This is a genomic window from Pseudomonas migulae NBRC 103157 (assembly GCF_002091715.1).
Lineage (GTDB): Bacteria > Pseudomonadota > Gammaproteobacteria > Pseudomonadales > Pseudomonadaceae > Aquipseudomonas > Aquipseudomonas migulae_A.
Window position 1 is genome coordinate 150,612 of record NZ_BDAG01000008.1, and the last position, 25,804, is coordinate 176,415.

20 protein-coding genes and 2 tRNA genes are annotated in these 25,804 nt (G+C 60.2%); 6 read left to right on the forward strand and 16 right to left on the reverse strand.

The features are described from left to right. Positions 1 to 130: 130 nt before the first annotated feature. Positions 131 to 895, reverse strand: coding sequence for a 23S rRNA (guanosine(2251)-2'-O)-methyltransferase RlmB (gene rlmB, locus PMI01S_RS08850; protein WP_084319322.1), 765 nt, complete (start codon positions 893 to 895; stop codon positions 131 to 133). Beyond that, positions 892 to 3,510, reverse strand: a complete 2,619-nt coding sequence (gene rnr, locus PMI01S_RS08855) for a ribonuclease R (protein WP_084319324.1) — start codon at positions 3,508 to 3,510, stop codon at positions 892 to 894. The genes rlmB and rnr overlap by 4 nt, the downstream gene beginning before the upstream one ends. A 226-nt stretch (positions 3,511 to 3,736) precedes the next feature. On the opposite strand from rnr, the gene PMI01S_RS08860 reads away from it, so the two are divergent. From PMI01S_RS08860 to PMI01S_RS08875, 4 genes are all read left to right on the forward strand, one after another. Next, positions 3,737 to 3,823: transfer RNA gene (locus tag PMI01S_RS08860), tRNA-Leu, on the forward strand. Between the two features lie 166 nt (positions 3,824 to 3,989). Beyond that, a tRNA-Leu gene (locus tag PMI01S_RS08865) sits at positions 3,990 to 4,076 on the forward strand. 259 nt (positions 4,077 to 4,335) lie between these two features. Further along, positions 4,336 to 5,346: an iron ABC transporter substrate-binding protein gene (locus PMI01S_RS08870; RefSeq protein WP_084319326.1), complete on the forward strand. Its 1,011-nt coding sequence runs from the start codon at positions 4,336 to 4,338 to the stop codon at positions 5,344 to 5,346. Continuing rightward, positions 5,346 to 6,911, forward strand: coding sequence for an ABC transporter permease (locus tag PMI01S_RS08875; RefSeq protein WP_084319328.1), 1,566 nt, complete (start codon positions 5,346 to 5,348; stop codon positions 6,909 to 6,911). Before PMI01S_RS08870 ends, PMI01S_RS08875 begins: the two co-directional genes overlap by 1 nt. A gap of 125 nt (positions 6,912 to 7,036) precedes the next feature. Here the strand turns inward: PMI01S_RS08875 and PMI01S_RS08880 are convergent, their stop codons facing one another. From PMI01S_RS08880 to PMI01S_RS08935, 12 genes are all read right to left on the reverse strand, one after another. Beyond that, positions 7,037 to 8,971: a methyl-accepting chemotaxis protein gene (locus PMI01S_RS08880; RefSeq protein WP_084319330.1), complete on the reverse strand. Its 1,935-nt coding sequence runs from the start codon at positions 8,969 to 8,971 to the stop codon at positions 7,037 to 7,039. A 150-nt stretch (positions 8,972 to 9,121) separates the two neighbouring features. Then, positions 9,122 to 10,411, reverse strand: coding sequence for an adenylosuccinate synthase (locus PMI01S_RS08885; RefSeq protein WP_084319332.1), 1,290 nt, complete (start codon positions 10,409 to 10,411; stop codon positions 9,122 to 9,124). Between the two features lie 55 nt (positions 10,412 to 10,466). Next, positions 10,467 to 11,654, reverse strand: coding sequence for an ATP phosphoribosyltransferase regulatory subunit (locus PMI01S_RS08890; RefSeq protein ID WP_084319334.1), 1,188 nt, complete (start codon positions 11,652 to 11,654; stop codon positions 10,467 to 10,469). Between the two features lie 316 nt (positions 11,655 to 11,970). Further along, positions 11,971 to 12,840, reverse strand: coding sequence for a protease modulator HflC (hflC, locus tag PMI01S_RS08895; protein ID WP_059405812.1), 870 nt, complete (start codon positions 12,838 to 12,840; stop codon positions 11,971 to 11,973). Continuing rightward, positions 12,840 to 14,009, reverse strand: a complete 1,170-nt coding sequence (gene hflK, locus PMI01S_RS08900; protein WP_084319336.1) for an FtsH protease activity modulator HflK — start codon at positions 14,007 to 14,009, stop codon at positions 12,840 to 12,842. The genes hflC and hflK overlap by 1 nt, the downstream gene beginning before the upstream one ends. 96 nt (positions 14,010 to 14,105) lie before the next feature. Beyond that, entirely contained in the window at positions 14,106 to 15,407 is a 1,302-nt protein-coding gene (gene hflX / locus PMI01S_RS08905) for a ribosome rescue GTPase HflX (RefSeq protein WP_084319338.1), read from the reverse strand. 12 nt (positions 15,408 to 15,419) lie between these two features. After that, on the reverse strand, positions 15,420 to 15,680 hold the full coding sequence (gene hfq / locus PMI01S_RS08910) for an RNA chaperone Hfq (RefSeq protein ID WP_007902656.1): 261 nt from the start codon (positions 15,678 to 15,680) through the stop codon (positions 15,420 to 15,422). A 93-nt stretch (positions 15,681 to 15,773) separates the two neighbouring features. Next, positions 15,774 to 16,745 carry a tRNA (adenosine(37)-N6)-dimethylallyltransferase MiaA gene (miaA, locus tag PMI01S_RS08915; RefSeq protein ID WP_084319340.1) on the reverse strand — a complete coding sequence of 324 codons (972 nt, stop codon included), beginning with the start codon at positions 16,743 to 16,745 and terminating at the stop codon, positions 15,774 to 15,776. After that, positions 16,745 to 18,655 carry a DNA mismatch repair endonuclease MutL gene (mutL, locus tag PMI01S_RS08920; protein WP_084319342.1) on the reverse strand — a complete coding sequence of 637 codons (1,911 nt, stop codon included), beginning with the start codon at positions 18,653 to 18,655 and terminating at the stop codon, positions 16,745 to 16,747. Before mutL ends, miaA begins: the two co-directional genes overlap by 1 nt. Then, entirely contained in the window at positions 18,652 to 20,031 is a 1,380-nt protein-coding gene (locus tag PMI01S_RS08925) for an N-acetylmuramoyl-L-alanine amidase (protein WP_371850914.1), read from the reverse strand. Before PMI01S_RS08925 ends, mutL begins: the two co-directional genes overlap by 4 nt. Before the next feature lie 48 nt (positions 20,032 to 20,079). Then, positions 20,080 to 20,550 (reverse strand): tRNA (adenosine(37)-N6)-threonylcarbamoyltransferase complex ATPase subunit type 1 TsaE, encoded by a 471-nt coding sequence (gene tsaE / locus PMI01S_RS08930; protein WP_084319345.1) that lies wholly within the window; start codon positions 20,548 to 20,550, stop codon positions 20,080 to 20,082. Further along, on the reverse strand, positions 20,538 to 22,037 hold the full coding sequence (locus PMI01S_RS08935) for an NAD(P)H-hydrate dehydratase (protein WP_084319347.1): 1,500 nt from the start codon (positions 22,035 to 22,037) through the stop codon (positions 20,538 to 20,540). The genes tsaE and PMI01S_RS08935 overlap by 13 nt, the downstream gene beginning before the upstream one ends. Positions 22,038 to 22,100: 63 nt before the next feature. Between PMI01S_RS08935 and queG the strand changes: the two genes are divergently transcribed. Further along, a complete protein-coding gene (queG, locus tag PMI01S_RS08940; protein ID WP_084319349.1) occupies positions 22,101 to 23,165 on the forward strand; it encodes a tRNA epoxyqueuosine(34) reductase QueG in 1,065 nt (354 codons plus the stop codon). Positions 23,166 to 23,173: 8 nt separating this feature from the next. On the opposite strand, the gene PMI01S_RS08945 is transcribed toward queG, so the two are convergent. Then, positions 23,174 to 23,785, reverse strand: coding sequence for a trimeric intracellular cation channel family protein (locus PMI01S_RS08945; RefSeq protein WP_084319351.1), 612 nt, complete (start codon positions 23,783 to 23,785; stop codon positions 23,174 to 23,176). A gap of 213 nt (positions 23,786 to 23,998) precedes the next feature. Then, on the reverse strand, positions 23,999 to 24,541 hold the full coding sequence (orn, locus tag PMI01S_RS08950) for an oligoribonuclease (RefSeq protein WP_007995036.1): 543 nt from the start codon (positions 24,539 to 24,541) through the stop codon (positions 23,999 to 24,001). Positions 24,542 to 24,648: 107 nt separating this feature from the next. Here orn and rsgA point away from each other — a divergent pair, with 107 nt between their 5' ends. Further along, positions 24,649 to 25,680 (forward strand): small ribosomal subunit biogenesis GTPase RsgA, encoded by a 1,032-nt coding sequence (gene rsgA, locus PMI01S_RS08955; protein WP_084319353.1) that lies wholly within the window; start codon positions 24,649 to 24,651, stop codon positions 25,678 to 25,680. The last annotated feature ends 124 nt before the right edge of the window (positions 25,681 to 25,804 follow it).

Genomic DNA, 25,804 nt, shown 5'->3' on the forward strand with positions numbered 1-25,804 from the left:
GTGATTATTTGAACAACCACCAACAACCCCGCTTCTGTAGGAGCCGGCTTGCTGGCGATCCAGGCGACGCGGTCTGTCAGATGGACCGCGTCGCCTGGATCGCCAGCAAGCCGGCTCCTACAAGGGAGTGTCAGGGCTTCTTGCCAGTGGCGGCTTTTACGCTGCGCTGGCGCTGAGCCTCGAACAGGCAAACGCCAGTCGCCACGGAAACGTTGAGACTGCTGACGCTGCCAGTCATCGGCAGGTGCACCAGATAGTCGCAAAGATCACGAGTCAGGCGACGCATGCCGCTGCCTTCCGCACCCATGATCAGGATGGTCGGGCCGGTCATATCTTGCTGATACAGGCTCTGCTCAGCCTCGCCCGCCGTACCGACGACCCACAAGCCGCGCTGCTTGAGTTTTTCCAGGGTGCGCGCCAGATTGGTCACGGCGACCAGCGGAATCACTTCCGCCGCGCCACAGGCGACTTTCCGTACCGTCGGGGTCAGCGTGGCTGACTTGTCTTTCGGAACGATCACCGCCAGCGCGCCGGCCGCATCGGCCGAACGCAGACATGCGCCAAGGTTGTGCGGATCGGTCACGCCGTCGAGCACCAGCAGCAGCGGTGCGCCGTCAGTGCGATCGAGCAGCTCGTCGAGCATCGCCTCACCCCAGACCTGGCTCGGACTCACGTCCGCCACCACGCCCTGGTGCACGCCTTCAACCCACGCATCCAGCTCGCGACGTTCGGCATTGCCGACGGCTACGCGATTTTCCGCAGCGAGCTGGATCAGCGTCTGAACCCGCGGATCACTGCGGCCTTCAGCCAGCCAGATCTGCTTGACGCGTTTCGGGTGGTGACGCAGCAATGCTTCTACCGCATGCACGCCGTAGATTTTTTCCAACTGACTCATGACTTGGCCTTAGGTTTACGCGCCCCGCCGCTTTTGGCTGGAGCCGAACCCGCTTTCGGCGGGCCTTTACGATGTTTGCTTGGCTTGCTGCCGGGAGCCTTGTCAGGCGCCGACCGTCCGGTCTTTCCCCCAGACGCCGCTTTACCACCGCTTTTCGCTTCAGACAGCAACGCCTGCTTCAGTTCGCGGCTTTTGCGCAACTCAGCGTTTTTCGCTGCAGCGTCGCTCGGGCGATAGGCTTCGACCGCCTTTTCCTTGGCAGGACGACGACCGGTTTTCGCCGACGCCGGCTCAGCAGCCGTCTTGGTCGCAGGTGCAGCGGTTTCGGTCCCGCGCTTCTTGCGGCCGATCGGTGCGCTGATGGTTTTTTCAGCCATCTCGAAGTCGATCTTGCGCTCATCGAGGTCGACGCGCATCACGCGCACTTCAACGGTGTCGCCAAGGCGGAAGCTGCGACCGGTACGCTCACCGGCGAGGCGGTGATGCACAGGATCGAAGTGGTAGTAATCGCCCGGCAGCGCGGTGACGTGCACCAGGCCTTCGACGTAGATATCGGTCAGTTCGACGAACAGGCCAAAACCGGTCACGGCAGTGATCACACCCGGGAACGATTCGCCCACGCGGTCTTTCATGAACTCGCACTTGAGCCAGTTCACCACGTCGCGGGTCGCTTCGTCGGCACGGCGTTCGCTCATCGAGCATTGCTCGCCGAGCTGCTCCAGCGTCGCCTCGTCGTACGGATAGATGCGCGCTTTCGGAATGGTCATCGCGCCGGCACGGCGAACGTGCGGGGTGTCCATTTTCGAATGGATGACGCTGCGGATCGCCCGGTGCGTGAGCAAATCCGGGTAGCGGCGGATCGGTGAGGTGAAGTGGGTGTAAGCCTCGTAATTCAGGCCGAAGTGACCCTGGTTATCAGCGCTGTACACCGCTTGGCTCAACGAACGCAGCATGACGGTCTGGATCAGATGGAAGTCCGGACGGTCCTTGATGCTCGCCAACAAGGCCTGGTAATCCTTCGGCGACGGGCCATCCTTGCCTTTGTGCAGGGACAGGCCGAGCTCACCGAGGAAGGCGCGCAGTTTTTCCAGACGCTCCGGTGGAGGACCATCGTGGACGCGGTACAGCGCAGGAATTTCGTGCTTCTTCAGGAATTCTGCCGTGGCCACGTTGGCCGCCAGCATGCATTCCTCGATCAGCTTGTGCGCGTCGTTACGAACGGTCGGACGGATTTCGGCAATCTTGCGCTCGGTCCCGAAGATGATCCGGGTTTCCTGCGTTTCGAAATCGATCGCGCCACGTTCGTGACGAGCGGCCAGCAGCACTTTGTACAGTGCGTAAAGCTGCTTCAGATGCGGCAGAACGTCGTTGTACTCGCCACGAAGCTGACGCGCCTCGGTGAGTTTCGGCGTTTCCAGCATCGCGCTGACCTTGTTATAGGTCAGACGAGCATGGGAGTGAATCACCGCTTCGTAGAAGCAGTAGTCGGTCATCTCGCCGGATTTGGAGATGGTCATTTCGCAGACCATGGCCAGGCGATCGACGTGCGGGTTCAGCGAGCACAGGCCGTTGGACAGCTGCTCGGGCAGCATCGGCACTACGCGTTCCGGGAAGTAAACGGAGTTGCCGCGAACCTGGGATTCGTTGTCCAGCGCCGAACCGATCTTCACGTAGCTGGAAACGTCGGCAATCGCCACGTACAACTTCCAGCCGCCGGAGAACAGACGCAGCTTGCCCGGTTTGGCTTCGCAGTAGACCGCGTCATCGAAGTCGCGTGCATCTTCACCGTCGATGGTCACGAACGGCAGATGACGCAGGTCGATGCGCTTCTCTTTGTCTTTCTCTTCGACTTCCGGCTTGAGCTTGGCGGCTTCTTTCAAGACCGCTTCAGGCCAGACGTGCGGAATATCGTAAGTGCGCAGGGCGACATCGATTTCCATGCCCGGCGCCATGTAGTTGCCCACGACTTCGACCACGTCGCCTTGCGGCTGGAAGCGTGGCGTCGGCCAGTGAGTGATCTTCACTTCGACGAATTGACCGATCTGCGCGTTGGCGTTGCGGCCCGGGGTGACCAGCACTTCTTGCTGGATCTTCGGGTTATCGGCAACCACGAAGCCGATACCGCCTTCTTCGAAGTAACGGCCGACGATGGTCTCGTGAGCACGGGTTACCACTTCGACGATCATGCCTTCGCGGCGACCACGACGGTCCAGACCGGAAACACGCGCCAGGGCACGGTCGCCATCGAACACCAGACGCATTTGCGCCGGGCTCATGAACAGATCGTCACTGCCGTCGTCCGGGACCAGGAAACCGAAGCCGTCACGGTGACCGCTGATGCGGCCCAGGATCAGGTCGAGCTTGTCCACCGGCGCATAAGTGCCGCGACGGGTATAGATGAGTTGAGCGTCGCGCTCCATGGCGCGCAGGCGGCGGCGCAGGGCTTCGATCTGGTCTTCTGTGGTCAGACCAAACTCTTCGACCAGTTGCTCGCGGTTAGCAGGCGAACCCCGATCAGCAAGGTGCTGAAGGATCAGTTCGCGGCTAGGAATAGGGTTTTCATATTTTTCCGCTTCACGAGCGGCCTCGGGATCGAGGGACTGCCAATCGGCCATTAGAGAGTTTTCACCTTGTCTATATGCGGGTTAGTTTGGCATAGGCGTAATGAAACGGGAAATTTCAGGCTATGAGAGCCCATCTAAAGCCCTTTATCGACACCGAAAAGCTTACTTGAATGCCACTGGTAACATTTTTCAGGTTTTTTTGATGCCGGGGGTTTACAGTTAAAAAGACGCTCCGTATAGTGCGCGCCATCGACGACGCACTAGCGCTGCCGATACTGCCCAGATGGTGAAATTGGTAGACACGCCAGCTTCAGGTGCTGGTGACCGCAAGGTCGTGGAAGTTCGAGTCTTCTTCTGGGCACCAATTTCGAGCTTGAGATTAGATCAATTTCAAGGCTCACACAAAAACCCGCGAAAGCGGGTTTTTTGCATTCTAAGCATCTGATTTATTAAAACTAAATCAGGGGTTTACAGATCAAAATGCTCTCCGTATAGTGCGCCACATCAACAGCGGCAACGCTGAAGATTATGCCCAGATGGTGAAATTGGTAGACACGCCAGCTTCAGGTGCTGGTGACCGCAAGGTCGTGGAAGTTCGAGTCTTCTTCTGGGCACCAATTCAAATTCAAGGTCACGATCTTGAATTTCACAGAAACCCGCGAAAGCGGGTTTTTGCGTTTCTGGCTTTCTAAAAAACAGCCATTACCCCTTACCGAATCAAAGTGCTTTTTGTGGCGAGGGGATTTATCCCTTCGCCACAGAGCCTGCACCAAACCCTCTAGCAAAACCCTCTGCGTCCCGCAAGACGCACTTGAGAAACAATATCGTTTATCATTGTTGCAAGTTTTTGCAATGCGACAGTGAGGAACCCTGCGAATGATGTTTCGAAATACCCTGCGCCGCGGCCTGACCTTCACCCTGCTCGGCCTGGCACTCGCCACCCCCCTCACCCAGGCTGCTGACACAGTTTCCCTGACACTCTATAACGGCCAACACAAAGAAGTCGGCGACGCCGTCGCCAAGGCCTTTGAAGCCAAGACCGGCATTCACGTCAATGTGCGCAAAGGCAGCAGCAACCAGCTCGCCAGCCAGATCGTCGAAGAAGGCGATCGCTCTCCCGCCGACGTGATCTACACCGAAGAATCCCCGCCGCTGAACAAACTCGGCGAACAGGGCCTGCTGGCACAAACCGATGCCGCCACCCTCGCCGTCCTGCCCAAAGACTACGTCGCCGGCAATGGCACCTGGATCGGAATCACCGCGCGAGTCCGCGTCGTTGCGTTCAACCCCAAGCTGATCGATGAAAAAGACCTGCCGAAATCGGTGATGGAATTCTCCGACCCGAAATGGCAAGGCAAGGTCGGCTTTGTGCCCACCAGTGGCGCGTTCCAGGAACAAGCCGTGGCGATCATCAAGGTGCACGGCATGGACGCAGCCGAAGAATGGCTGACCGGCCTGCGCGCATTCGGCAAGACTTACAGCAACAACATGGTGGCGCTGAAAGCCGTGGAAAATGGCGAAGTCGCCACCGTGCTGGTGAACAACTACTACTGGTTCGCCTTGCAGCGTGAAAAAGGCCAGCTCGACTCGAAACTGCATTACTTCACCGGCGGCGACGTCGGCGGGCTGATCACCGTTTCCAGCGCTGCCGTACTGAAATCCAGCAAACATCCAAAAGAAGCCCAGCAGTTCCTCGCCTACATGGCCAGCGAAGAAGGTCAGCGCGTGATCACCCAGACCACCGCCGAATACCCGCTGCACAAAGGCATGGAATCGGATCGCGGCCTCAAACCGTTCAGCGAACTGCAAGCGCCGAAAGTCACGCCGGCCGACCTCGGCAACGCTGAAGAAGCCCTGGATCTGGAACGTGACGTTGGCTTGAACTGATGAGCGCATCGTTATCAGCCCCTGCCCCTCGCGGGGCTTACGTGCCACGGCGCAAGCGGCCTTCGATCTGGCTGTTGTTGCCGGTTTTGCTGCTGGTGATGCTCAGTCTTTTGCCGCTGGCCTATGTCGGGCTCAAGACCTGGCAGGCGGGCTGGGCCGAAGCGCTGCATCTGTTGTGGCGGCCTTATGTGTTCGGACTGTTGCGCAATACGCTGGCATTGATGGTGGGCGTAACGGTTGCCTGTGGCGTGATCGGCCTCTCGCTGGCCTGGCTGCTTGAGCGCAGCAACTTGCCCGGACGGCGCTTGTGGGGCGTGATTCTGTGTTTGCCATTCGCGGTGCCGGCGTTTGTCAGCAGCTTCACCTGGGTTTCGTTGAGCGCGCACTTCGAAGGTTTGGGCGGGGCGATCCTGGTGATGACCCTGTCGAAGTATCCGCTGATTTTTTTGCCGGTTGCGGCGACCCTGCGCAATCTTGACCCCTCTCTCGAAGAGTCCGCACGGACCCTTGGACAGAATCGCTGGGGCGTGTTCTTCAAAATCACCCTGCCACTGCTCTGGCCGTCGCTGCTCGCCGGCTCGTTGCTGATTGCCCTGCACATGCTCGTGGAATTCGGTGCACTGTCGATCATCGGCCTGCAGACATTCACCACGGCGATCTATCAGCAGTTCGAACTGGAATTCAGCAACGCCAATGCGGCGATGCTTTCCGCTGTTTTGCTCGTGCTGTGTCTGATGCTGCTGTGGCTTGAACTGCGAGTACGCGGCAAAGGTCGACACGTGCGCACCGGCCAAGGCGCCGCACGACAGGCGGAACAGGTTCGATTAGGGCCTTGGGCTGTCGCCGGACAGGTCTACTGCCTGGCGCTGGCGATCATCGGCAGCGGGATTCCCTTAGGTATGTTGGCGTACTGGCTGGCGGTCGGCTCGTCGGCGGCGTTTCCGGTGGCGGCGATCAGCGAGGCATTGCTGTCGTCCCTGGCACTGTCGCTGGGCGGTGCTGCGCTGTGTCTGGTGCTGGCCGTGCCAGTGGGGTTGTTGGTGGTGCGCTACAAAGGCCAACTGGCGATCTGGGCCGAGCGTTTGCCGTATCTGCTGCATGCCCTGCCAGGATTGGTGATTGCGCTGACGCTGGTGTATTTCGCGCTCCACTACGTGCCGGTGCTGTACCAGACATCGGCGTTGCTGCTGATCGCCTATGCGCTGCTGTTTCTGCCGCTGGCTCAGGCGCCGATTCGCACGGCGCTGAACAAGGCTGCGCCGCAACTGGAAGAGGCGGCTCGTACGCTGGGGGCGTCATCCTTCAGTGCGTTCTGCCGGGTGACCCTGCCGATTATTTTCCCGGCATTGGGTGCGGCGTTTGCGTTGGTGTTTCTGGATGCCATGAAGGAGCTGACGGCGACGTTGCTGCTGAGTCCGACCGGGCTCAACACACTGGCGACGGAGGTTTGGGCGCATACGGCGAATGTGGAGTTTGCGGCGGCGGCGCCTTATGCGGCGCTGTTGATAGTCATATCGGGGTTGCCGGTATATCTACTGACGACGCGGATGTATCTGAGTCGCTGAGAATGCCTTCGCGAGCAAGCCCGCTCCCACATTGGATCTGCTGTGAACTCACAATGGGTGAGCACCAGAGATCCAATGTGGGGGCGGGCTTGCTCGCGAAAGCATCAGACCAGCCAATATGAATTTTAAGCCCTGAACTGCCCCAGGCTCGCCTTCAACTGAGCCGCCAAGCCATCCAGCACCTTGCCGCTCGCCGTAGTCTCCACCACCGCCTGAGCCGCTTTCTCAGCCTGTGCATGAATGGTTTCAACCCGTCCCCGCACCGCCTGCGCGCCTTGCGCCTGATGCGCTGCTGCCTGTGTCGCCAGGCCAATGGCCGCATGAACCTGCTCGACCGACACCTGCACCGATTGCTGCAACCGAGCACTGTCGCGCAATACCAGCAGACCCTCGCTGGCCTGACGCCCGGCCTGACCGATCGCTGCCACCGCCTCACGCGCACCTTGCTGCAACGCCACGATGTGCGCCTGAATGTCGCCCGTGGAACTCTGGGTCTTGCTCGCCAGCGCTCGCACCTCGTCCGCCACCACGGCAAAGCCGCGGCCGGTCTCGCCGGCACGCGCCGCTTCAATGGCCGCATTCAGTGCCAGCAGGTTGGTCTGTTCGGCGATCCCGTGAATCACAGTCAACACCACTTCAATCTGTTCACTCTGCTGCGCCAGTCGCTCGATGACTTTCGCGCCGGTATCAACCTGCCCGGCCAACGCCTCGATCAGGCTGCCGACTTTCGCCGAGGTCCGGGTGTTTTCATCGGTGGCCGAACGAATATCCACCACTTGCTGCAAGGCCGCCTGCATGGCCTGGCTTTCAGATTGGGCTTCGTCAGCCATTTGCGACAATGCGCGCAGGCTCTCGGCAACCTCGTCACGCTGCATGCCCGCTGCCGCATCGGCACCGGCGTTACGCAGGGTCATGGCGCCGATTTCAACGCCCGTGCGCTGGGCCACATCGCCTGCTTCACGCACGATTGGCTGCAACTTATCCACAAAGCGATTGACCGCCGAGGCCATGTCACCGATCTCGTCCTTGCTGTTGATCTGCACGCGCTTGGTCAGGTCACCCTCGCCCGCCGCCAGGTCGTCCATCGCCGAAATCAGCATCTTCAGGCGGTTGACCACGCGACGCCCCAGGACCACGGCCAGCAGCAGCAACACGCCGCAACCGACCAACGCCAGGCCCATGCCGATGCGCCAGCGCAGGGTCGCCGCGGCTTCCTGCACGGTGCTGGTGGTGTTGGCTTTCATTTCAGAGGCGGTCGACTGAGCGGAGGTCAAACGCGCCCGCATCGCAGTGGCACTGTCAGCTGCCGCGCCTTTGAGGCTGTCGCCGACCAGTTGATCACTGCTGGCGATCAGCGCCGAGAAGCGCTTATCCAGCGCCGTCAGATCGGTTTCCACCGAGGCGGTGGAGACGCCCATCAAGACTTTGCCGATTTCCACGCCGTTAGGGTTGATCGAGGCTTCAACGTAGTAGACCGATGGATCGCTCTTCGCCGCATCCAGCACTTTATCCAGCGCCCGCTCGCCCTGGCCTTTCTCCAGAAGGGCCTTGTTGATCGGGTTTTCGCGGTTGAGATAGCGCGTCAGGTGCTGCCCCGTTGCGTCGTCATAGATCACGAACAGCACGTTGGGATTGCGCTGGGCGCGACGGGCGAATTCGGAGAGGGTTGGCACGTCGCTGTCCCACATGGCGCGGGGTGCAACCGAAGCCAGGAGCTGCGCCATATCATTGGCGGAATCCTTCAGGTCCTTTTCCAGCGTGGCACGCAGCTGAGCCTGTTCGTCCTTCAGTCGCGAGGACAAACCGGCCGTGAGGCGCTGACGTGTGCTGGTGGAGAGGTTGTCGAGGCTCGACGTGACTTCACGCCCCGCCTGCTCCAGTTCGCCCGAAAGTTTTTGACTGTCCGCACCAAGGCGCACACCCAAATCGGCTTCCAGGGCAGTCACTGTGCTCCGAGTCAGAGCGACAGCCACCAGCACCTGCACCAAAAGGGCGATACCAAGGGTAACGAACACCGGCCGCAATAGACGGCTTTGTAACAATGAGAGAACCGCCGACACTTGATATCCCTCTGCCATGACGCCATTAAATTGATGGCACGCCAGAAGACGTGCTCTTAATGAAGTTCACAGCAAAGGTCATGCCGTCCTGCGGACAGATACGACAAAGGGCCCAACTAAGGGCCCTTTGCTTTTTACATCAATGACTTATTAAGCGAACGGGTGACGCAGAACGATGGTTTCGTTGCGATCCGGGCCCGTCGAAATAATGTCGATCGGCGCACCGATCAGCGCTTCAATACGCTTGATGTAGGAACGTGCGTTGGCTGGCAGTTCTTCCAGGGTTTTGGCGCCCACGGTCGACTCGGTCCAGCCCGGCACTTCTTCGTACACAGGCTGCAGACCCACGTAGCTGTCAGCGTCCGTCGGGGCGACATTTTTACCTTCTGCATCTTTGTAGCCGACGCAGATGTTGATGGTTTTCAGACCATCGAGCACATCCAGCTTGGTCAGGCAGATGCCCGAGATGCTGTTCACATCGATGGCGCGACGCAAGATCACAGCGTCGAACCAGCCACAACGACGGGCACGGCCGGTAGTCGCGCCGAACTCGTGACCTTGTTTGGCCAGATGCGCACCGACTTCGTCGAACAGTTCAGTCGGGAATGGACCCGAACCTACACGCGTGGTGTAAGCCTTGGTGATACCCAGGATGTAGTCCAGGAACATCGGGCCAACACCCGAACCGGTAGCTACGCCGCCAGCGGTGGTGTTAGAGCTGGTCACGTACGGATAGGTACCGTGGTCGATGTCCAGCAACGAACCTTGGGCGCCTTCGAACATGATGTCTTTGCCTGCGCGACGCAGGTCGTGCAGCTCGGCCGTCACGTCCAGCATCAGCGGCTTGAGCAGCTCAGCGTATTCTTTGCACTCAGCCAGGGTCTTGTCGAATTCGATGGCAGGCTCTTTGTAGTAACCCACCAGCATGAAGTTGTGGTAATCCACCAGTTCACGCAGCTTGTCTTCAAAGCGCGGCATGTTGAGCAGGTCGCCAACACGCAGGCCACGACGCGCGACTTTGTCTTCGTAGGCCGGGCCGATGCCGCGACCGGTCGTACCGATCTTCAGCTCGCCACGGGCCTTTTCACGGGCCTGGTCCAGTGCAACGTGGAAAGACAGGATCAGCGGGCAGGACGGGCTGATACGCAGGCGCTCACGCACCGGTACGCCTTTCTCTTCCAGCTTGACGATCTCGCGCAGCAAGGCGTCCGGTGCAACCACCACGCCGTTGCCGATCAGGCACTGCACGCCTTCGCGCAGTACGCCCGACGGGATCAGGTGCAAGACGGTTTTCTCGCCGTCGATCACCAGGGTGTGGCCTGCGTTGTGGCCACCCTGGTAGCGCACTACGGCGGCAGCATGTTCGGTCAGCAGATCAACGATCTTGCCTTTGCCCTCATCACCCCATTGGGTGCCCAGGACTACGACATTCTTACCCATAACACTTGTCCTCATTCGCGCAAACTTGGTGTCGGCCACGGGCCGACAGGAAAACTCAAGAAGCCAGTGGCGATACTTGCCAAAGCCCGTTCTGCTGAATCAATTGCCGGTCGCAGTCCGCTTCACGGGCGGCGGCCAAAGGTTGTCCAGGCAAGGCCTGAACGACACGCTGACCCTCACTGCGCAACTGGCAAACCTGCTGCCAGAGTGCCGCATCCGTACTGTCAGGCATCCAGATACCGCCAGACGGTAGCTCGATTTCAGCACGCCCCAGGGTCACCAGGGTTTTCAAATCGGTAGAGAAGCCGGTAGCCGGACGGGCGCGACCGAAGTCGGCGCCGATGTCGTCGTAACGACCGCCCTGGGCAATGGACTGGCCAACACCCGGCACGAATACCGCGAACACCACACCGGTGTGGTAGTGATAGCCGCGCAACTCGCCCAGATCGAAGTACAACGGCAGTTCCGGGAAACGCGTGGACAAACGCTCGGCAATCGCCAGCAAATCGTCCAGCGCCGCCAAAACCGGCGCCGGCGCATTCGCCAGACGCTCGCGAGCAGCGCTCAACACCTCACGGCCGCCACACAGATCGACCAACGCACGCAGCATGCCCGACAGATCGGCAGGCAAACCTTCGGTCAGGGTAATGACCTCGTCGATGGCCTTGCGTTGCAACGCATCGAACAACTGTTGTTCAACTTCACCGGACAAACTGGCCGCGCGGGCCAGGCCGCGATAGATACCAACATGACCGAGGTCCATGTGCACATCTGGCACATCGGCCAGTTGCAGCATGGCCAGCATCAGGCTGATCACTTCCACGTCGCTGCTCGGACTGGTATCGCCGTACAACTCGGCACCCAGTTGAATCGGGCTGCGCGAGGACGACAAGGCGCGAGGCTGAGCGTGTAGCACGCTGCCGGCATAGCACAGGCGGCTCGGACCTTCGCGACGCAGGGTGTGCGCATCGATGCGCGCCACTTGCGGCGTGATGTCGGCACGGAAGCCCATCTGCCGGCCCGATTGCGGGTCGATGACCTTGAAGGTACGCAGATCGAGGTCCTGGCCGGCGCCGGTCAGCAGGGATTCCAGGTACTCGATATGGGGAGTCACGACAAACTCGTAACCCCAGCTCTGGAACAGATCCAACACCTGACGACGCGCGACTTCAATGCGCGCCGCTTCCGGTGGCAGTACTTCTTCGATGCCATCTGGCAGCAGCCAGCGGTCTACCGTTGCCATTACGCCATTCCCCTATGGTCCGGGCGGCCAGCCTTTGGGCGAGCCTTGAGTGAAGCAGAAAATGATCGGCTTTGTTTACAAGCCACGCATAAACAACGCGGCGAAAAGCCTGAAAATAAGCTTCGCCAATCACTTTCCTCGAAAAACCTGTCGAGTCATTCAACTCGGGCGCCTGCATAAACAACAGCAATCAAACGTGCAGACGCAAAAAAGCCGGGAATTTCCCGGCTGCCGCATCATACACACGTTTTCCCAAAGGATCACCCCGCCCGAGGCTTTAGCCGCCAGGCGGGGGATGATTCAGGTCAACGTCGTATCAAGGCTTGGCTTTTTCCAGGTAACGGAAGAAGTCGCTGCTTGGGTCGAGGACCATGACGTCGGATTTGTTCGCGAAGCTTTCACGGTAGGCGCGCAGGCTACGGTAGAAACCGTAGAACTCCTGATCCTGGCCGTAGGCCTTGGAGTAGATCGCAGCGGCCTGGGCATCACCATCACCGCGAACCTCTTCGGATTCACGATAGGCTTCAGCCAGCAACACGCGGCGTTGACGATCGGCGTCGGCACGAATGCCTTCTGCCAGCTCGTTACCCTTGGCGCGGTGCTCGCGAGCTTCACGCTCACGCTCGGAACTCATGCGTTCGAAAACGCTGCGGTTCACTTCTTTCGGCAGATCGATGGCCTTGACCCGAACATCGACGACTTCGATGCCCAGTTCTTTTTCCGCCATCTTGTTCAGAGACGCCGTGATATCGGTCATCAGCGCATCGCGCTCACCGGACACCACTTCGTGCAGCGTGCGCTTGCCGAACTGGTCACGCAGGCCCGATTCCAGACGACGGGAAAGACGTTCGTCAGCAATCTGCTTGAGGCCGGAGGTCGCGGTGTAGAAGCGCTCGGCATCTTTCACCCGCCATTTGGCGTAGGCATCGACCATGACGGCTTTCTTTTCCAGCGTCAGGAAGCGTTGTGTCGGTGCATCCAGCGTCATCAGGCGTGCGTCGAATTTGCGCACCTGGTTAACGTAAGGCACTTTCACATGCAGGCCCGGCTGAACATCGGCCTGAACCACGCGACCGAACTGCAGCAACACCGCACGCTCGGTCTGAGCCACGATGTAGAAGCAGTTCCAGGCTGCGATCGCCACGACGACGCCGACAATAAGGGCGATCAGCGATTTATTGCTCATCAGCGACTCTCCCTGGTACGTGCTTGCTGTTGCTGCAGATCGGCTGCACGCACATTCGCTTCATTGCCGGTGGCTGCTGCGCCAGTCACTGCTGTGCTGGTGTTGCGACCACTTTCGACCATCTTGTCCAGCGGCAAGTACAGCAGATTGCTCTGGCCATTCTTGTTGCCGGTCACGAGAACCTTGCTGGTGCTGCTGAAGACTTCCTGCATGGTGTCCAGGTACAGACGCTGGCGGGTGACTTCAGGTGCCTTGCGGTACTCGGCGACCAGTTTGGTGAAGCGATCGGCCTCACCCTTGGCGCGCGAGACGGTTTCATCACGGTAACCGTTGGCATCTTCGATGATGCGCTGGGCCTGACCACGGGCTTCCGGCACGACGCCGTTGGCATAGGTTTCAGCCTGGTTGCGCGAACGTTGCTCGTCTTCACGGGCGCGGATCACGTCATCGAAGGCTTCCTGCACTTCACGCGGTGCCGCTGCGCTCTGTACGTTCACCTGAGTGACAGTGATACCGGTGCGATAAGTATCCATGAAGCGTTGCAGACGCTCCTTGATCTCGCTCGCCATCAACTCACGACCTTCAGTCAGCACCTGATCCATCGCGGTGGAACCCACCACATGGCGCAAGGCACTTTCGGTCGCGTGCTGCAGGCTGATTTCCGGCTGATCAACGCTCAGCACGAAGTCCTGCAGGTTGCTGATCTTGTACTGCACGGTCAGCGGCACTTCGACGATGTTTTCGTCTTCAGTCAGCATTTGACCCTGCTTGGTGTAGGCACGCTCACGCGTGACGTTTTCCAGGTACTTGCGATCGAGCGGCGGGAAATAGATGTTCAGGCCCGGGCCGACGGTTTCGTAGTACTTGCCGAAACGCAGCACCACGGCTTGCTCCTGCTCGTCGACCACGTAGACCGCGCTGTACAGCCACACGGCCGCCAATACGACAAGGCCGATGCCGAGCAGGCCGCCGAAGCCGCCACTCTTGCCCGAACCACCGCCGTCATCACCGCGTTTTTTACCACCACCGAACAACCCATTCAGGCTTTCCTGCAGCTTTCGGAAGGCCTCGTCGAGATCCGGTGGTCCCTTGCGGTCGCCGTTATTGCGACGTTTGCCACCCCAAGGATCCTGATTATTCGAGTTGCCACCCGGCTCATTCCAAGCCATAGCGCTCTCCATCTGATAAAGCAAAGACGCACCCACGGCGCGCCGACCAATGCTACAGAATGCCTGTCACCGCGGCACAACCGCTTTCTCAGGCTTTTATTGCAAAGTGTGTTGTTCGATGAACTCTGTCGGCACAACGCCTTCACGGCTGACCAGCCGATTGAGCTCCGAGCGCGGCAATCGAACGGCCAGCAAGCTGACACCTTCTTCGTCGTGTTCTTCTTTCTGCACCGCTCCGAGTTCGAAGAACTGCGCACGCAGTCGAGCGAATCGTTGCGGCAAGCGCAAGGTACCGATAAACATCTCACTGCCCAGCAACTCGGCAATGGCCTGCTCAAGCAATTCCAGACCACTGCCATCACGTGCCGACAGCCAGACCCGTTGAGGCTTGCCGTTTTCGTCGCGCTGGATTTGTGGCTCAACGCCTTCAAGCAAATCGAGTTTGTTATAGACCTCGAGGATCGGCAAGTCCTGGGCACCAATCTCGCCCAGCACCACCATCACCTGCTCGATCTGCAACATGCGATCCGGTTCGGCCGCATCGATCACGTGCAACAGCAGGTCGGAGTTGCTCGACTCTTCGAGCGTAGACCGAAATGCCTCGACCAGCTTGTGGGGCAGGTGGCGAATGAACCCCACGGTATCAGCCAGGACAATCGGCCCCAGGTCGGCCAATTCCAGTCGGCGCAAGGTCGGGTCCAGCGTGGCAAACAACTGGTCAGCCGCGTACACGTCGGATTTCGTCACGTTATTGAAGAGCGTGGATTTGCCGGCGTTGGTATACCCCACCAAAGACACGGTAGGGATATCCGCGCGCGTACGGCCACGTCGCGACTGTTCACGCTGGCTGCGCACTTTTTCCAGCCGGCCCTTGATCTGTCGCAGGCGAACCCGCAGCAAGCGGCGGTCGGTCTCGAGCTGGGTTTCACCCGGGCCACGCATGCCGATACCGCCACCTTGACGCTCAAGGTGAGTCCAGCCACGAACCAGCCGGGTGCTCATGTGGTCAAGCTGGGCCAGTTCGACCTGGAGCTTGCCTTCATGGGTACGGGCACGTTGGGCGAAAATATCGAGAATCAGGCCGGTGCGGTCGATCACGCGACACTCGAAAACACGTTCGAGGTTACGTTCCTGACTGGGCGTGAGGATGTGATTGAAGATCACCAGATCGGCCTTTTCGGCATGGACCAGGTCGCGTAGTTCCTCGACCTTGCCGCTGCCAATCAGGAATTTGGCGGTTGGCCGATGACGCGGCACGTTAAAAAACGCAACGGTCTCGGCGCCGGCCGAATTAGCCAACTCCTGAAACTCCTGCGGATCTTCGCGCGCCTCAGGGTCCTGTCCATCCAAGTGAACGAGGATTACTCGCTCACCACCACCGTGGCGCTCAAAGAACAAAGGAGACTCCTATCAGGCGTTACCTGGCTCAGCGTCGCCTGCCTCGGATTCGGTTGCGCTAGGCAGACGAATTGGACGAACCGGCACCACTGTAGAGATAGCGTGTTTGTAAACCATCTGGCTGACGGTGTTCTTCAGCAGGATAACGAACTGGTCGAAAGACTCGATCGTGCCTTGCAGTTTGATCCCGTTGACCAGGTAGATGGACACCCCAACTTTCTCTTTACGTAAAGTATTCAAGTAAGGGTCTTGTAGCGAATGCCCTTTTGACATGTGCCGCACTCCTTTAAGGATTCAATATAAAAATAGGTAAACAGATGGCTTGTGGCCGTCACACCCCCAAGGATAGACGGCAATTGCAAGGACTCAGCTCAATATGGAGATGGTCCCCAGGTATTTCAAGGCGCGCGGCAGATTGTCGCAATCCAGGCTGTCCAGCCAGTGTAAATCAGCCCAACTGCGCAGCCAGGTGAACTGACGTTTCGCCAATTGGCGCGTGGCAATGATTCCACGCTCCTGCATCTCGGCTTGTGTCAGCTTGCCATCCAGGTAGTCCCAGACTTGTCGGTAGCCTACCGCACGTATAGACGGCAACCCTGAATGCAGGTCACTTCGCTCACGCAGGGCTACGACCTCGTCAATGAATCCCTGTTCCAACATTAAAGTGAATCTTTGTTTAATTCGCTCGTGCAGTACCTGGCGATTTGCCGGAGCAATGGCCAAGTTCGCGACAGTATAGGGCAATTGTTGCAGTCCCGAAGCGGCTGCTTCAGTACTTTGCGCACTTTGTCGCTGTCGCAGCTCGGTCATGCTCTGACCGCTGACGCGATAAACTTCCAGTGCTCGACTGAGGCGCTGGGGATCGTTCGGGTGAATACGCGCGGCAGATTGCGGATCGATGATCGCCAATTGGTCGTGCAGGGCTTGCCAGCCAAGGCGAGCGGCTTCTTCTTCGATTTGCGCGCGGACTTCAGGATCGGCGGCGGGCATATCCGCCAGACCTTCAACCAAAGCCTTGTAATAGAGCATTGTGCCGCCCACCAGCAGCGGAATTTTGCCGCGCGCGGTGATGTCAGCCATGGCCTCGAGGGCGTCACGGCGGAAATCCGCAGCGGAATAACTCTCTGCCGGGTCGAGAATGTCGATCAGACGGTGGGGAAATTCGGCCAGTATCTCTTTCGAGGGCTTGGCGGTGCCGATGTCCATGCCGCGATAGACCAGCGCCGAATCGACGCTGATCAACTCGCAAGGCAGGACTTTGGTGAGCTCGATGGCCAGGTCGGTCTTGCCCGCTGCAGTCGGGCCCATCAGGAAAATCGCAGGAGGGAGCTGGCTCATCAACGACCGCGCAAAAACAGTTTGTCCAGATCGTCCAGGCCCAACTGGGTCCAGGTCGGTCGGCCATGGTTGCATTGACCGCTGCGCTCGGTGTTTTCCATATCACGCAGCAGACCGTTCATTTCCGGCAGGGCCAGACGCCGATTCGCTCGAATCGCGCCGTGGCAGGCCATGGTGCCGAGCAATTCGTTCAGGTGCGCCTGAATCCGGTCGCTGGTGCCATATTCCATCAAATCCGACAACACGTCGCTGACCAGTCGATTGGCTTCCGCCTGCTTGAGCAAGGCTGGAATCTGCCGGATGGCCAGCGTTTCCGGGCCCAGGCGCTGCAATTCAAAGCCCAGACGCTGGAACCATGCGGCGTTTTCTTCGGCGCAATCACCTTCGCGCTCGCTCACGGCCAAGGATTCCGGCACCAACAGTGGCTGACCGCTCAGGCCTTCGCTGGCCATGGCGACCTTCAGGCGTTCGTACATGATCCGCTCGTGCGCGGCGTGCATGTCCACCAGCACCAGGCCCTGGGCGTTTTCCGAAAGAATGTAGATGCCTTTGAGCTGCGCCAATGCGTAACCCAGCGGCGGAATATCGTCCTGACCAGCCGGAAGCGCGACGGCGTTGGCTTCCGGCAACGGCGCAAAAAATTCACGGTAGGCCGCCTGGGCTTCAGCTGCAGGTACACCCGACTGAGGGCGCGGCGTGTACTGATACTGATAACCGGCGCCAGCGCCGGAACCCGCCGCAGTGTTGAACGACGGTTGTGCCTGAGGCTGTTCCAGCAGCGCATTGGCCGCCAGGCGCATTTCGCCTTGGGGACCGAATTCACCCGCATCGATGCCGGTCGGTCGAACAATGGCTGTCGCCACCGGTGCCGCCAGATGGTCTTCCGGCCGCACATCGCCCAAAGCTCGGTGCAGGGTGCCATAAAGGAAATCGTGAACCATTCGCCCGTCACGGAAGCGTACTTCGTGTTTGGTCGGGTGCACGTTGACGTCGACGCCCGCGGGATCGACTTCGAAAAACAGCACGAACGTCGGATGCCGGCCATTGAACAGCACGTCGCGATACGCCTGGCGCACCGCGTGAGCCACCAGTTTGTCGCGCACGGCACGGCCGTTGACGAAGAAATACTGCAAGTCCGCCTGGCTGCGGTTGAACGTCGGCAAGCCAACCCACCCCCACAAATGCAGGCCATTGCGCTCGATTTCGATCGGCAGCGCTTGCTCGAGAAAACCCGAACCGCAAATCGCCGCCACACGCCGGGCGCGGGCCGCATCATCGCGGGCCTCGTGCAGGCTGAGGATGGTTTTGCCGTTATGGCGCAAATGGAACGCCACGTCGAAGCGCGCCAGGGCCAGACGCTTGATCACTTCTTGCAGGTGATCGAATTCGGTTTTTTCAGTCTTGAGGAATTTACGCCGCGCCGGGGTGTTGAAGAACAGGTCGCGCACTTCCACCGAAGTGCCCACCGGGTGAGCGGCCGGTTGCACGCGAGGCGCCATGTCCCGGCCTTCTGTTTCAACCTGCCAGGCCTGGTCGGCATCGCGGGTGCGGGACGTCAGGGTCAGGCGCGCCACGGAACTGATCGAAGCGAGTGCTTCACCGCGAAACCCGAGGCTCATGACCTGTTCGAGATCTTCCAGGTTGCGGATTTTGCTGGTGGCGTGTCGCGCCAGGGCCAACGGCAGGTCATCGGCAGAAATGCCGCTACCGTCGTCGCGCACCCGCAGCAGCTTGACGCCGCCCTGCTCCACGTCGACATCGATGCGCTTGGCGCCGGAGTCGAGGCTGTTTTCCAGCAACTCCTTGATCACCGAAGCGGGGCGCTCGACCACCTCGCCGGCGGCAATCTGGTTCGCCAGTCGTGGGCTGAGCAGCTCGATGCGAGCGCTGTTGATCACGGCCTGGTTCATTCTTTGGACGCCAGTTCAGTGCCGGGAATGGTCAGGGTCTGACCGATTTTCAGCTCGTCACTCTTAAGGTTGTTGGCGCTGCGCAAGGTGGCCGGAGACACCTGATAACGCACGGCAATCATCGCCAGGGTTTCGCCCGGGTTGACCCGGTGATCCCGTGGTCCCTGGGCGATCTTGCCGGAATCACGCAGCCAGGCAATGTAAGTGCCCGGCGGTGGATTCTGCTGGAAGAACTGACGCACGCCGCTGCTGATCGAGCGAGCCAGCGCTTGCTGGTGGCTGGACGCCGCGAGTTTCGAGGCTTCGTTGGCGTTGGAGATGAACCCGGTTTCCACCAGGATCGACGGAATGTCCGGCGACTTCAACACCATGAACCCGGCCTGCTCCACGCGCTGTTTGTGCAGGGGGGTCACACGACCGATGTTGCTCAAAACCTTCTGGCCGACGTTCAGGCTGGACGTCAGGGAAGCCGTCATCGACAAGTCGAGCAGCACGCCCGCGAGCATGCGGTCCTTGTCGTCGAGGCTGACGTTGCCGGCACCGCCGATCAAGTCGGAACGGTTTTCGCTGTCGGCCAGCCAGCGGGCGGTTTCAGACGTGGCACCACGATCAGACAAGGCGAACACCGACGCACCGAACGCAGCTGCCGAAGGCGCGGCGTCGGCGTGGATCGAGACGAACAGATCGGCGCCCTTCTTGCGGGCGATTTCGGTACGGCCGCGCAACGGGATGAAGTAGTCGCCGGTACGGGTCAGTTCGGCGCGGAAACCTTTCATGCCGTTGACCTGACGCTGCAATTCGCGAGCGATGGCCAGCACCACGTCTTTTTCACGTTGACCGCGAGAGCCAGAGGCGCCCGGGTCTTCACCGCCGTGGCCGGCATCGATGACCACAATGATGTCGCGCTTGCCGGCCGGAGCGGGCGGCAGTTTGACCGGTGGATCTACCGGGGTGACCGGGACCGGCGCGACGGTCGCAACGTTGGTCGGCGGAGGAATCGGCGCAGCGTCGGCGGCGTTATCGAACAGATCGACCACCAGGCGGTTGCCGTACTGGGCGTTAGGCGCCAGGGTGAAGCTTTTGGGTGTGACAGCTTTTTTCAGGTCGATGACCACACGCAAGTCGGTCGGCGTACGTTGTGCCGAGCGCATGGCAGTGATTGGCGTGTTCGAAGCATTGACGTTCAGTGGTGCGCCGAGGGTCGCGCCATTGATGTCGATAACCAGTCGATCCGGAGATGTCAGGGTAAAAACGCTGTGCTGCACCGGCCCGGTCAGGTCGAACACCAACCGTGTGTTGTCCGGCGCCCGCCACAGGCGAACGCTGTTGACCTTTGTTTCAGCCACAGCGTCGACGGTCACCGCCAAAAACAACATCCCTACGGCAGCTACCATCGCGCGAAAGCGCATACCTGACCCCATCATTTAATTGGATTCCAATGCCAAAGCGGCACACCACGACTCGCCACGCGAGCCCTGGGACAAAATTTTCAGCGAACGCCCGCTGTCTTGCGGGCTAATGGTAATGGTCAGGTCGGGCTTTGGCAAAAAGCCTGCACCCTTTCGGGGCCATTCGATGAGGCATAACGCGTCGTCTTCGAAGTAGTCGCGGATGCCGAGGTACTCCAGTTCTTCGGGGTCGACCAAACGATAGAGATCGAAATGGAAGGCGCGGATGTCACCGATCTCGTAGGGCTCGACCAACGTGAACGTCGGACTTTTCACTGCACCGACATGCCCCAGCCCCCGGATGATGCCCCGCGACAGCGTGGTTTTCCCCGCCCCCAGATCCCCTTCCAGAAAAATCAGACCGTGCCCTTGAGTGGTTTTTGCGATGCGCTCGCCAAAGGCGGTCATCGCCTCTTCATCAGCCAGGTACAGGGTTACTTCAGACACGGTGCTTGCTCCTCCAACAACTGACGAATGGCTGGAATCAGATCACTGGCCGCCAGCCCACGGCCCGATTTACCTTGTTGCGCACCGGCATTGGCGTGCAGCCAGACCGCGAGGCAAGCTGCGTCGAACGCATTCATGCCTTGCGCCAGCAACGCGCCAACCAGTCCAGCCAGCACATCGCCCAGACCGGCGGCGGCCATGGCCGGATGGCCTTGATGACACACCGCCAGGCGCCCGTCCGGACTGGCGACCAGGCTGCCGGCACCTTTCAAAACCACTACAGCTGTGTATTTTTTGCTCAATGCGTGAGCGGCAGACGGACGGTCGGCCTGAACCTCAGCGGCACTGATCCCGAGCAACCGCGCCGCTTCCCCAGGATGCGGGGTGATCACACAATCCTTGGGCAAGCTCACACGTTCTTCGGCCAGCATATTCAGTGCATCGGCGTCCCAAACCTGTGGCAGTGACACATTGGCTGCCGCCGACAACAGACTGCGGCCCCACGAAGCCTGCCCCAGGCCCGGCCCCACTACCAGCACGGAAACCTTTTGCAGCAATCCCATCAACTGATTGGCTGACGAAGTGCCCAGCACCATGGCTTCGGGGATTCGGGCCAGTGCAGCGGGCACATGCTCACTGCGGGTGGCCACCGACACCATGCCAGCGCCACTGCGCAGGGCGCTTTGTGCACTCAACAGAATGGCACCGCCGAAACCGCGATCACCGCCGATCAGCAAGACATGGCCGAATCTGCCTTTATGGGCCGTCGGCGCGCGATCCGCCAAACGCGGCAAATTGCTGGCCTTCAGGCGACGCGCACTGATGGCAACCCCGTTGAACGACTCGGGAGAGGCCTGCAGATCGTTGAAAACCAATTCACCCACCACGTCCGCCGCTTCGCCCGTGAACAGACCCAACTTCAAGCCAATGAAGGTCACGGTCAGGTCCGCCCGAACGGCCACGCCGAGCACACGTCCTGTATCGGCACACAGTCCCGAAGGAATATCCACCGCAGCCACTGGCAGGTCATTGGCATTGATCGCGGCGATGACACTGGCGTAAGGCTCTCGCACCTCGCCTGTCAGACCGGTACCAAGCAAGGCGTCCAACACGATGCCGCGCAACTCGGAATGCGCGCTCCAGGCTTGAATGGCAACGCCTTCGGACAGCGCCTCGGCGTGGGCCGACCCGGCATCGCCCTGCAAACGCTGAGGATCCCCGGCCGCCAACACGCGCACATGCCAGCCGGCACGTCGGGCCAAGACCGCCACCAGATAGCCATCGCCGGCGTTGTTGCCGTGACCGGCGACCACCGTCAATTCGTGAGCCGTCGGCCACTGCCGGACCAACGCACGCCAGGTCGCCCGCGCCGCTCGCTGCATCAATTCGAAGCCCGGCGTACCCGCCGCAATCACGCTCGCATCGAGGGCTCGCACTTGCGCGGCGCTGTACAGCGCGTCGGGTAAATCATCTTTAGTATGCGACATGCGTCTTCGGGCTCCGTTGTCTGGCAGAATTATACGCACCTCAGCTCCGGTTTCTCTCGCCTCATGCCCGCTATTACCACAGACCTGCCCGCCCTCGCCCAATCCATCAAGGACTGGGGCCGCGAGCTGGGCTTTCAGCAAGTCGGCATCAGCGGCCTGGACCTCGCCGAGCATGAACAGCACCTGGAGCGCTGGCTTGCGGCTGGCTACCACGGCGAAATGGACTACATGGGCGCCCACGGCAGCAAACGCTCACATCCGGAAGAACTGGTGCCCGGCACACTTCGGGTGGTCTCCCTGCGCATGGATTACCTGCCGGGCGACACCGAAATGGCCAAACGCCTGGCCCAACCGGAAAAAGCCTACGTCTCGCGTTATGCCTTGGGCCGCGATTACCACAAATTGATCCGTAAACGTGTGCAACAACTCGCCGATAAAATTCAGGCCGAGATCGGTCCATTTGGTTTTCGCGCGTTCGTCGACAGTGCGCCGGTCCTGGAAAAAGCCATCGCTGAACAGGCCGGCCTTGGATGGATCGGCAAAAATACGCTGGTCTTGAATCGCAAGGCCGGCAGTTACTTCTTTCTTAGCGAACTGTTTGTCGACCTGCCGCTGCCGGTTGACCCGCCCCACAGCACCGAACATTGCGGCCGCTGCACCGCGTGCCTCGACATCTGCCCGACCAACGCCTTTGTCGGCCCTTATGTGCTGGATGCCCGGCGCTGCATCTCTTACCTGACCATCGAACTGAAAAGCGCGATTCCCGAAGACTTGCGGCCATTGATCGGCAATCGGGTATTCGGCTGTGACGACTGCCAGATCGTCTGCCCGTGGAACCGCTTTGCTCGCCCGTCCGGCGAAAGCGACTTCAAGCCAAGGCACAACCTGGACAACGCCGAATTGGCGGAGCTGTTCATGTGGGACGAGGACAAATTTCTCAGCAGCACTGAAGGTTCGCCGTTACGACGCGCGGGTTACGAGCGCTGGTTGCGCAATCTGGCGGTGGGCCTGGGGAATGCGCCGTCGAGCATTCCGGTGCTGGAAGCGTTGAAGGCGCGGCGCGAGTATCCGTCGGAACTGGTCCGCGAACACGTCGAATGGGCCCTGAAACGACACGGCCTGGCGTAGGCGCTATGTCAGGCTTCGTCGTTATAAACGAACTTCGGCATTTCCCAGTGAAAACGGATCGCCAGCAACCGCAGCAGGAAACCACCGAACAGGGTGATCAGAATCGCCTGTTCTCCCGGCACGTTCAGATAAAGGCACAGCATGTAGCACCACGCCGCCGCGAACGAGACGCTGGCGTAGAGCTCGCGGCGGAAGATCAGCGGGATGTCGTTGCAGAAGATGTCGCGCAGGATGCCGCCGAATACCCCGGTGATCACACCACTGACCGAGGCCACCAGCATGCCGTGGCCCATTTCCAGAGCGGTCATGCAGCCGATCAGGGTAAACGCCACCAGCCCCACGGCGTCGAGCACCAGAAACAGTGAGCGCAAGTGACGCATCCAGCGTGCAGCGAAGACCGTGAACATAGCCGCAACCGAGGTCAGCACCAGGTATTCCGGGTGTTTGACCCACGTCAGCGGGTAGTGACCGAGCAGCACGTCGCGCACCGAACCGCCGCCCAACGCCGTGATGCAGGCGATCAGCACCACACCAAACCAGTCCATGCCGCGACGGCCGGCAGACAGTGCGCCGGTCATGGCTTCGGCAGTAATGGCGATCAGGTAAAGCATCAGCAACATGGTGGCGGTCCTTGCAGGAAGGCGCGCAGTCTAGCCATTTAGTCCCGGCACCAAAAGAGGGCATTTACGCAGATAGACCGAGTCGCCTTCTTCGCGGGCAAGCCTCGCGCCGACGGGCACAACGCAGATCCCGTAGAAGCCGGCTTGCTGGCGATGGGGCCTTCGAGGACGCCATCGCCAGCAAGCCGGCTCCTACAGGGACCGTATTGCCAATCAGAACTTGATGAAATGCTTGCGATAGTGCTGCAACTCGGCGATGGATTCGCGGATGTCGTCCAGCGCCAGGTGGGTGCTGCCTTTTTTGAAGCTGTCGCGCACATCCGGCGCCCAGCGAGCGGCCAGTTCTTTGAGCGTCGAGACGTCGAGGTTGCGGTAGTGGAAGTAGCTTTCCAGGGATTTCATGTGCGTATAAAGGAAGCGACGGTCCTGGCAGATGCTGTTGCCGCAGATCGGCGACTTGCCCTTCGGCACCCATTTCTCCAGGAAGGCGATGGTCTCGGCTTCCGCTTCGGCCATGCTGATACGGCTGTCGCGCACGCGCTGGGTCAGGCCCGAGCCGCCGTGTTGGCGGGTGTTCCACTCGTCCATGCCGGCGAGGATCTCGTCGCTGTGATGGATGGCGATCACCGGCCCTTCGGCCAGGGTGTTCAGGTCACTGTCGGTGACGATCGTGGCCATCTCGATGATGACGTCGGTGTCAGGGTTCAGACCGGTCATTTCCAGGTCGATCCAGATCAGGTTCTGCGGGTTTTGCATGTGTCGGCTCCTAGGCAATGCTGCGCAGTTTAGCCTAGGGCGGCGCCCGGGCGTGCTAAACTCGCGGCCGTTTTACCTAATCGCTGCATTCTTGATACGGAACACCCATGGCCAAACGCCAACTCAATCGTCGTCAAAACTGGCGCATCGAAAAGATCCAAGGCGAACGCGCTGCCCGCGCCGCCAAACGCGAGTCCTCGGCTGTCGAGGCACTTGAGGGTGGCGACCTGGGTCCGGAACAGACGGGCCTTGTGATTGCGCACTTCGGTGTGCAGGTCGAAGTCGAAGCCCTCGATGGCGATTTGGCCGGCCAGGTGTTCCGCTGCCACTTGCGCGCCAACCTGCCGGCGCTGGTGACCGGCGATCAGGTGGTCTGGCGTGCCGGCAATCAGGGCATCGGGGTGATCGTGGCGCAACTGCCGCGCAAAACCGAACTCTGCCGTCCGGACAGCCGTGGCCAGCTCAAGCCTGTAGCTGCCAACGTCGACATGATCGTCATCGTCTTCGCGCCGCTGCCCGAGCCTCACGCCAACCTGATCGACCGCTACCTGGTCGCGGCGGAACACGCCGGGATTCGGCCGCTGCTGCTGCTCAACAAATTCGACCTGATCGATGAGCAGAACGCCCCAGCGCTGAATGCCTTGCTCGCGGTTTACCGCACACTGGGTTATCCGGTGCTGGAAGTGTCGGCGCACCACGGCAATGGCATGGAGCAACTTCAGAAACAGCTGGACGGGCGCATCAGCGTGTTCGTCGGCCAGTCCGGCGTCGGCAAATCTTCGTTGGTCAACAGCCTGCTGCCTGAGGTCGACACCCGCGTCGGCCCGTTGTCCGAGCTGTCCGGCCAGGGCACCCACACCACCACCACCGCGCGACTGTTCCACTTCCCCGGTGGCGGTGAGTTGATCGACTCCCCGGGTATCCGCGAATTCGGCCTGGGCCACGTCAGCCGCGCCGACGTCGAAGCCGGCTTCATCGAGTTCAACGACCTGATCGGCACGTGCCGTTTCCGCGACTGCAAGCACGACCGCGAACCGGGTTGCGCATTGCTCAAGGCGCTGGAAGAAGGCCGTGTGCAACAGCAACGGATGAACAGCTACCGCTCGATCATCGCGAGTTTGCCGGAGAGCAGTTACTAGGCCGCTTACCGCAGAAACAAAAAAAGCCGCGATCATCTCGCGGCTTTTTCATTTTCAGCGCCCAGGACGTCCAAGGCATCACAGTCGTCCTGGATCAACACAACGCAAAACCTGTAGGAGCCGG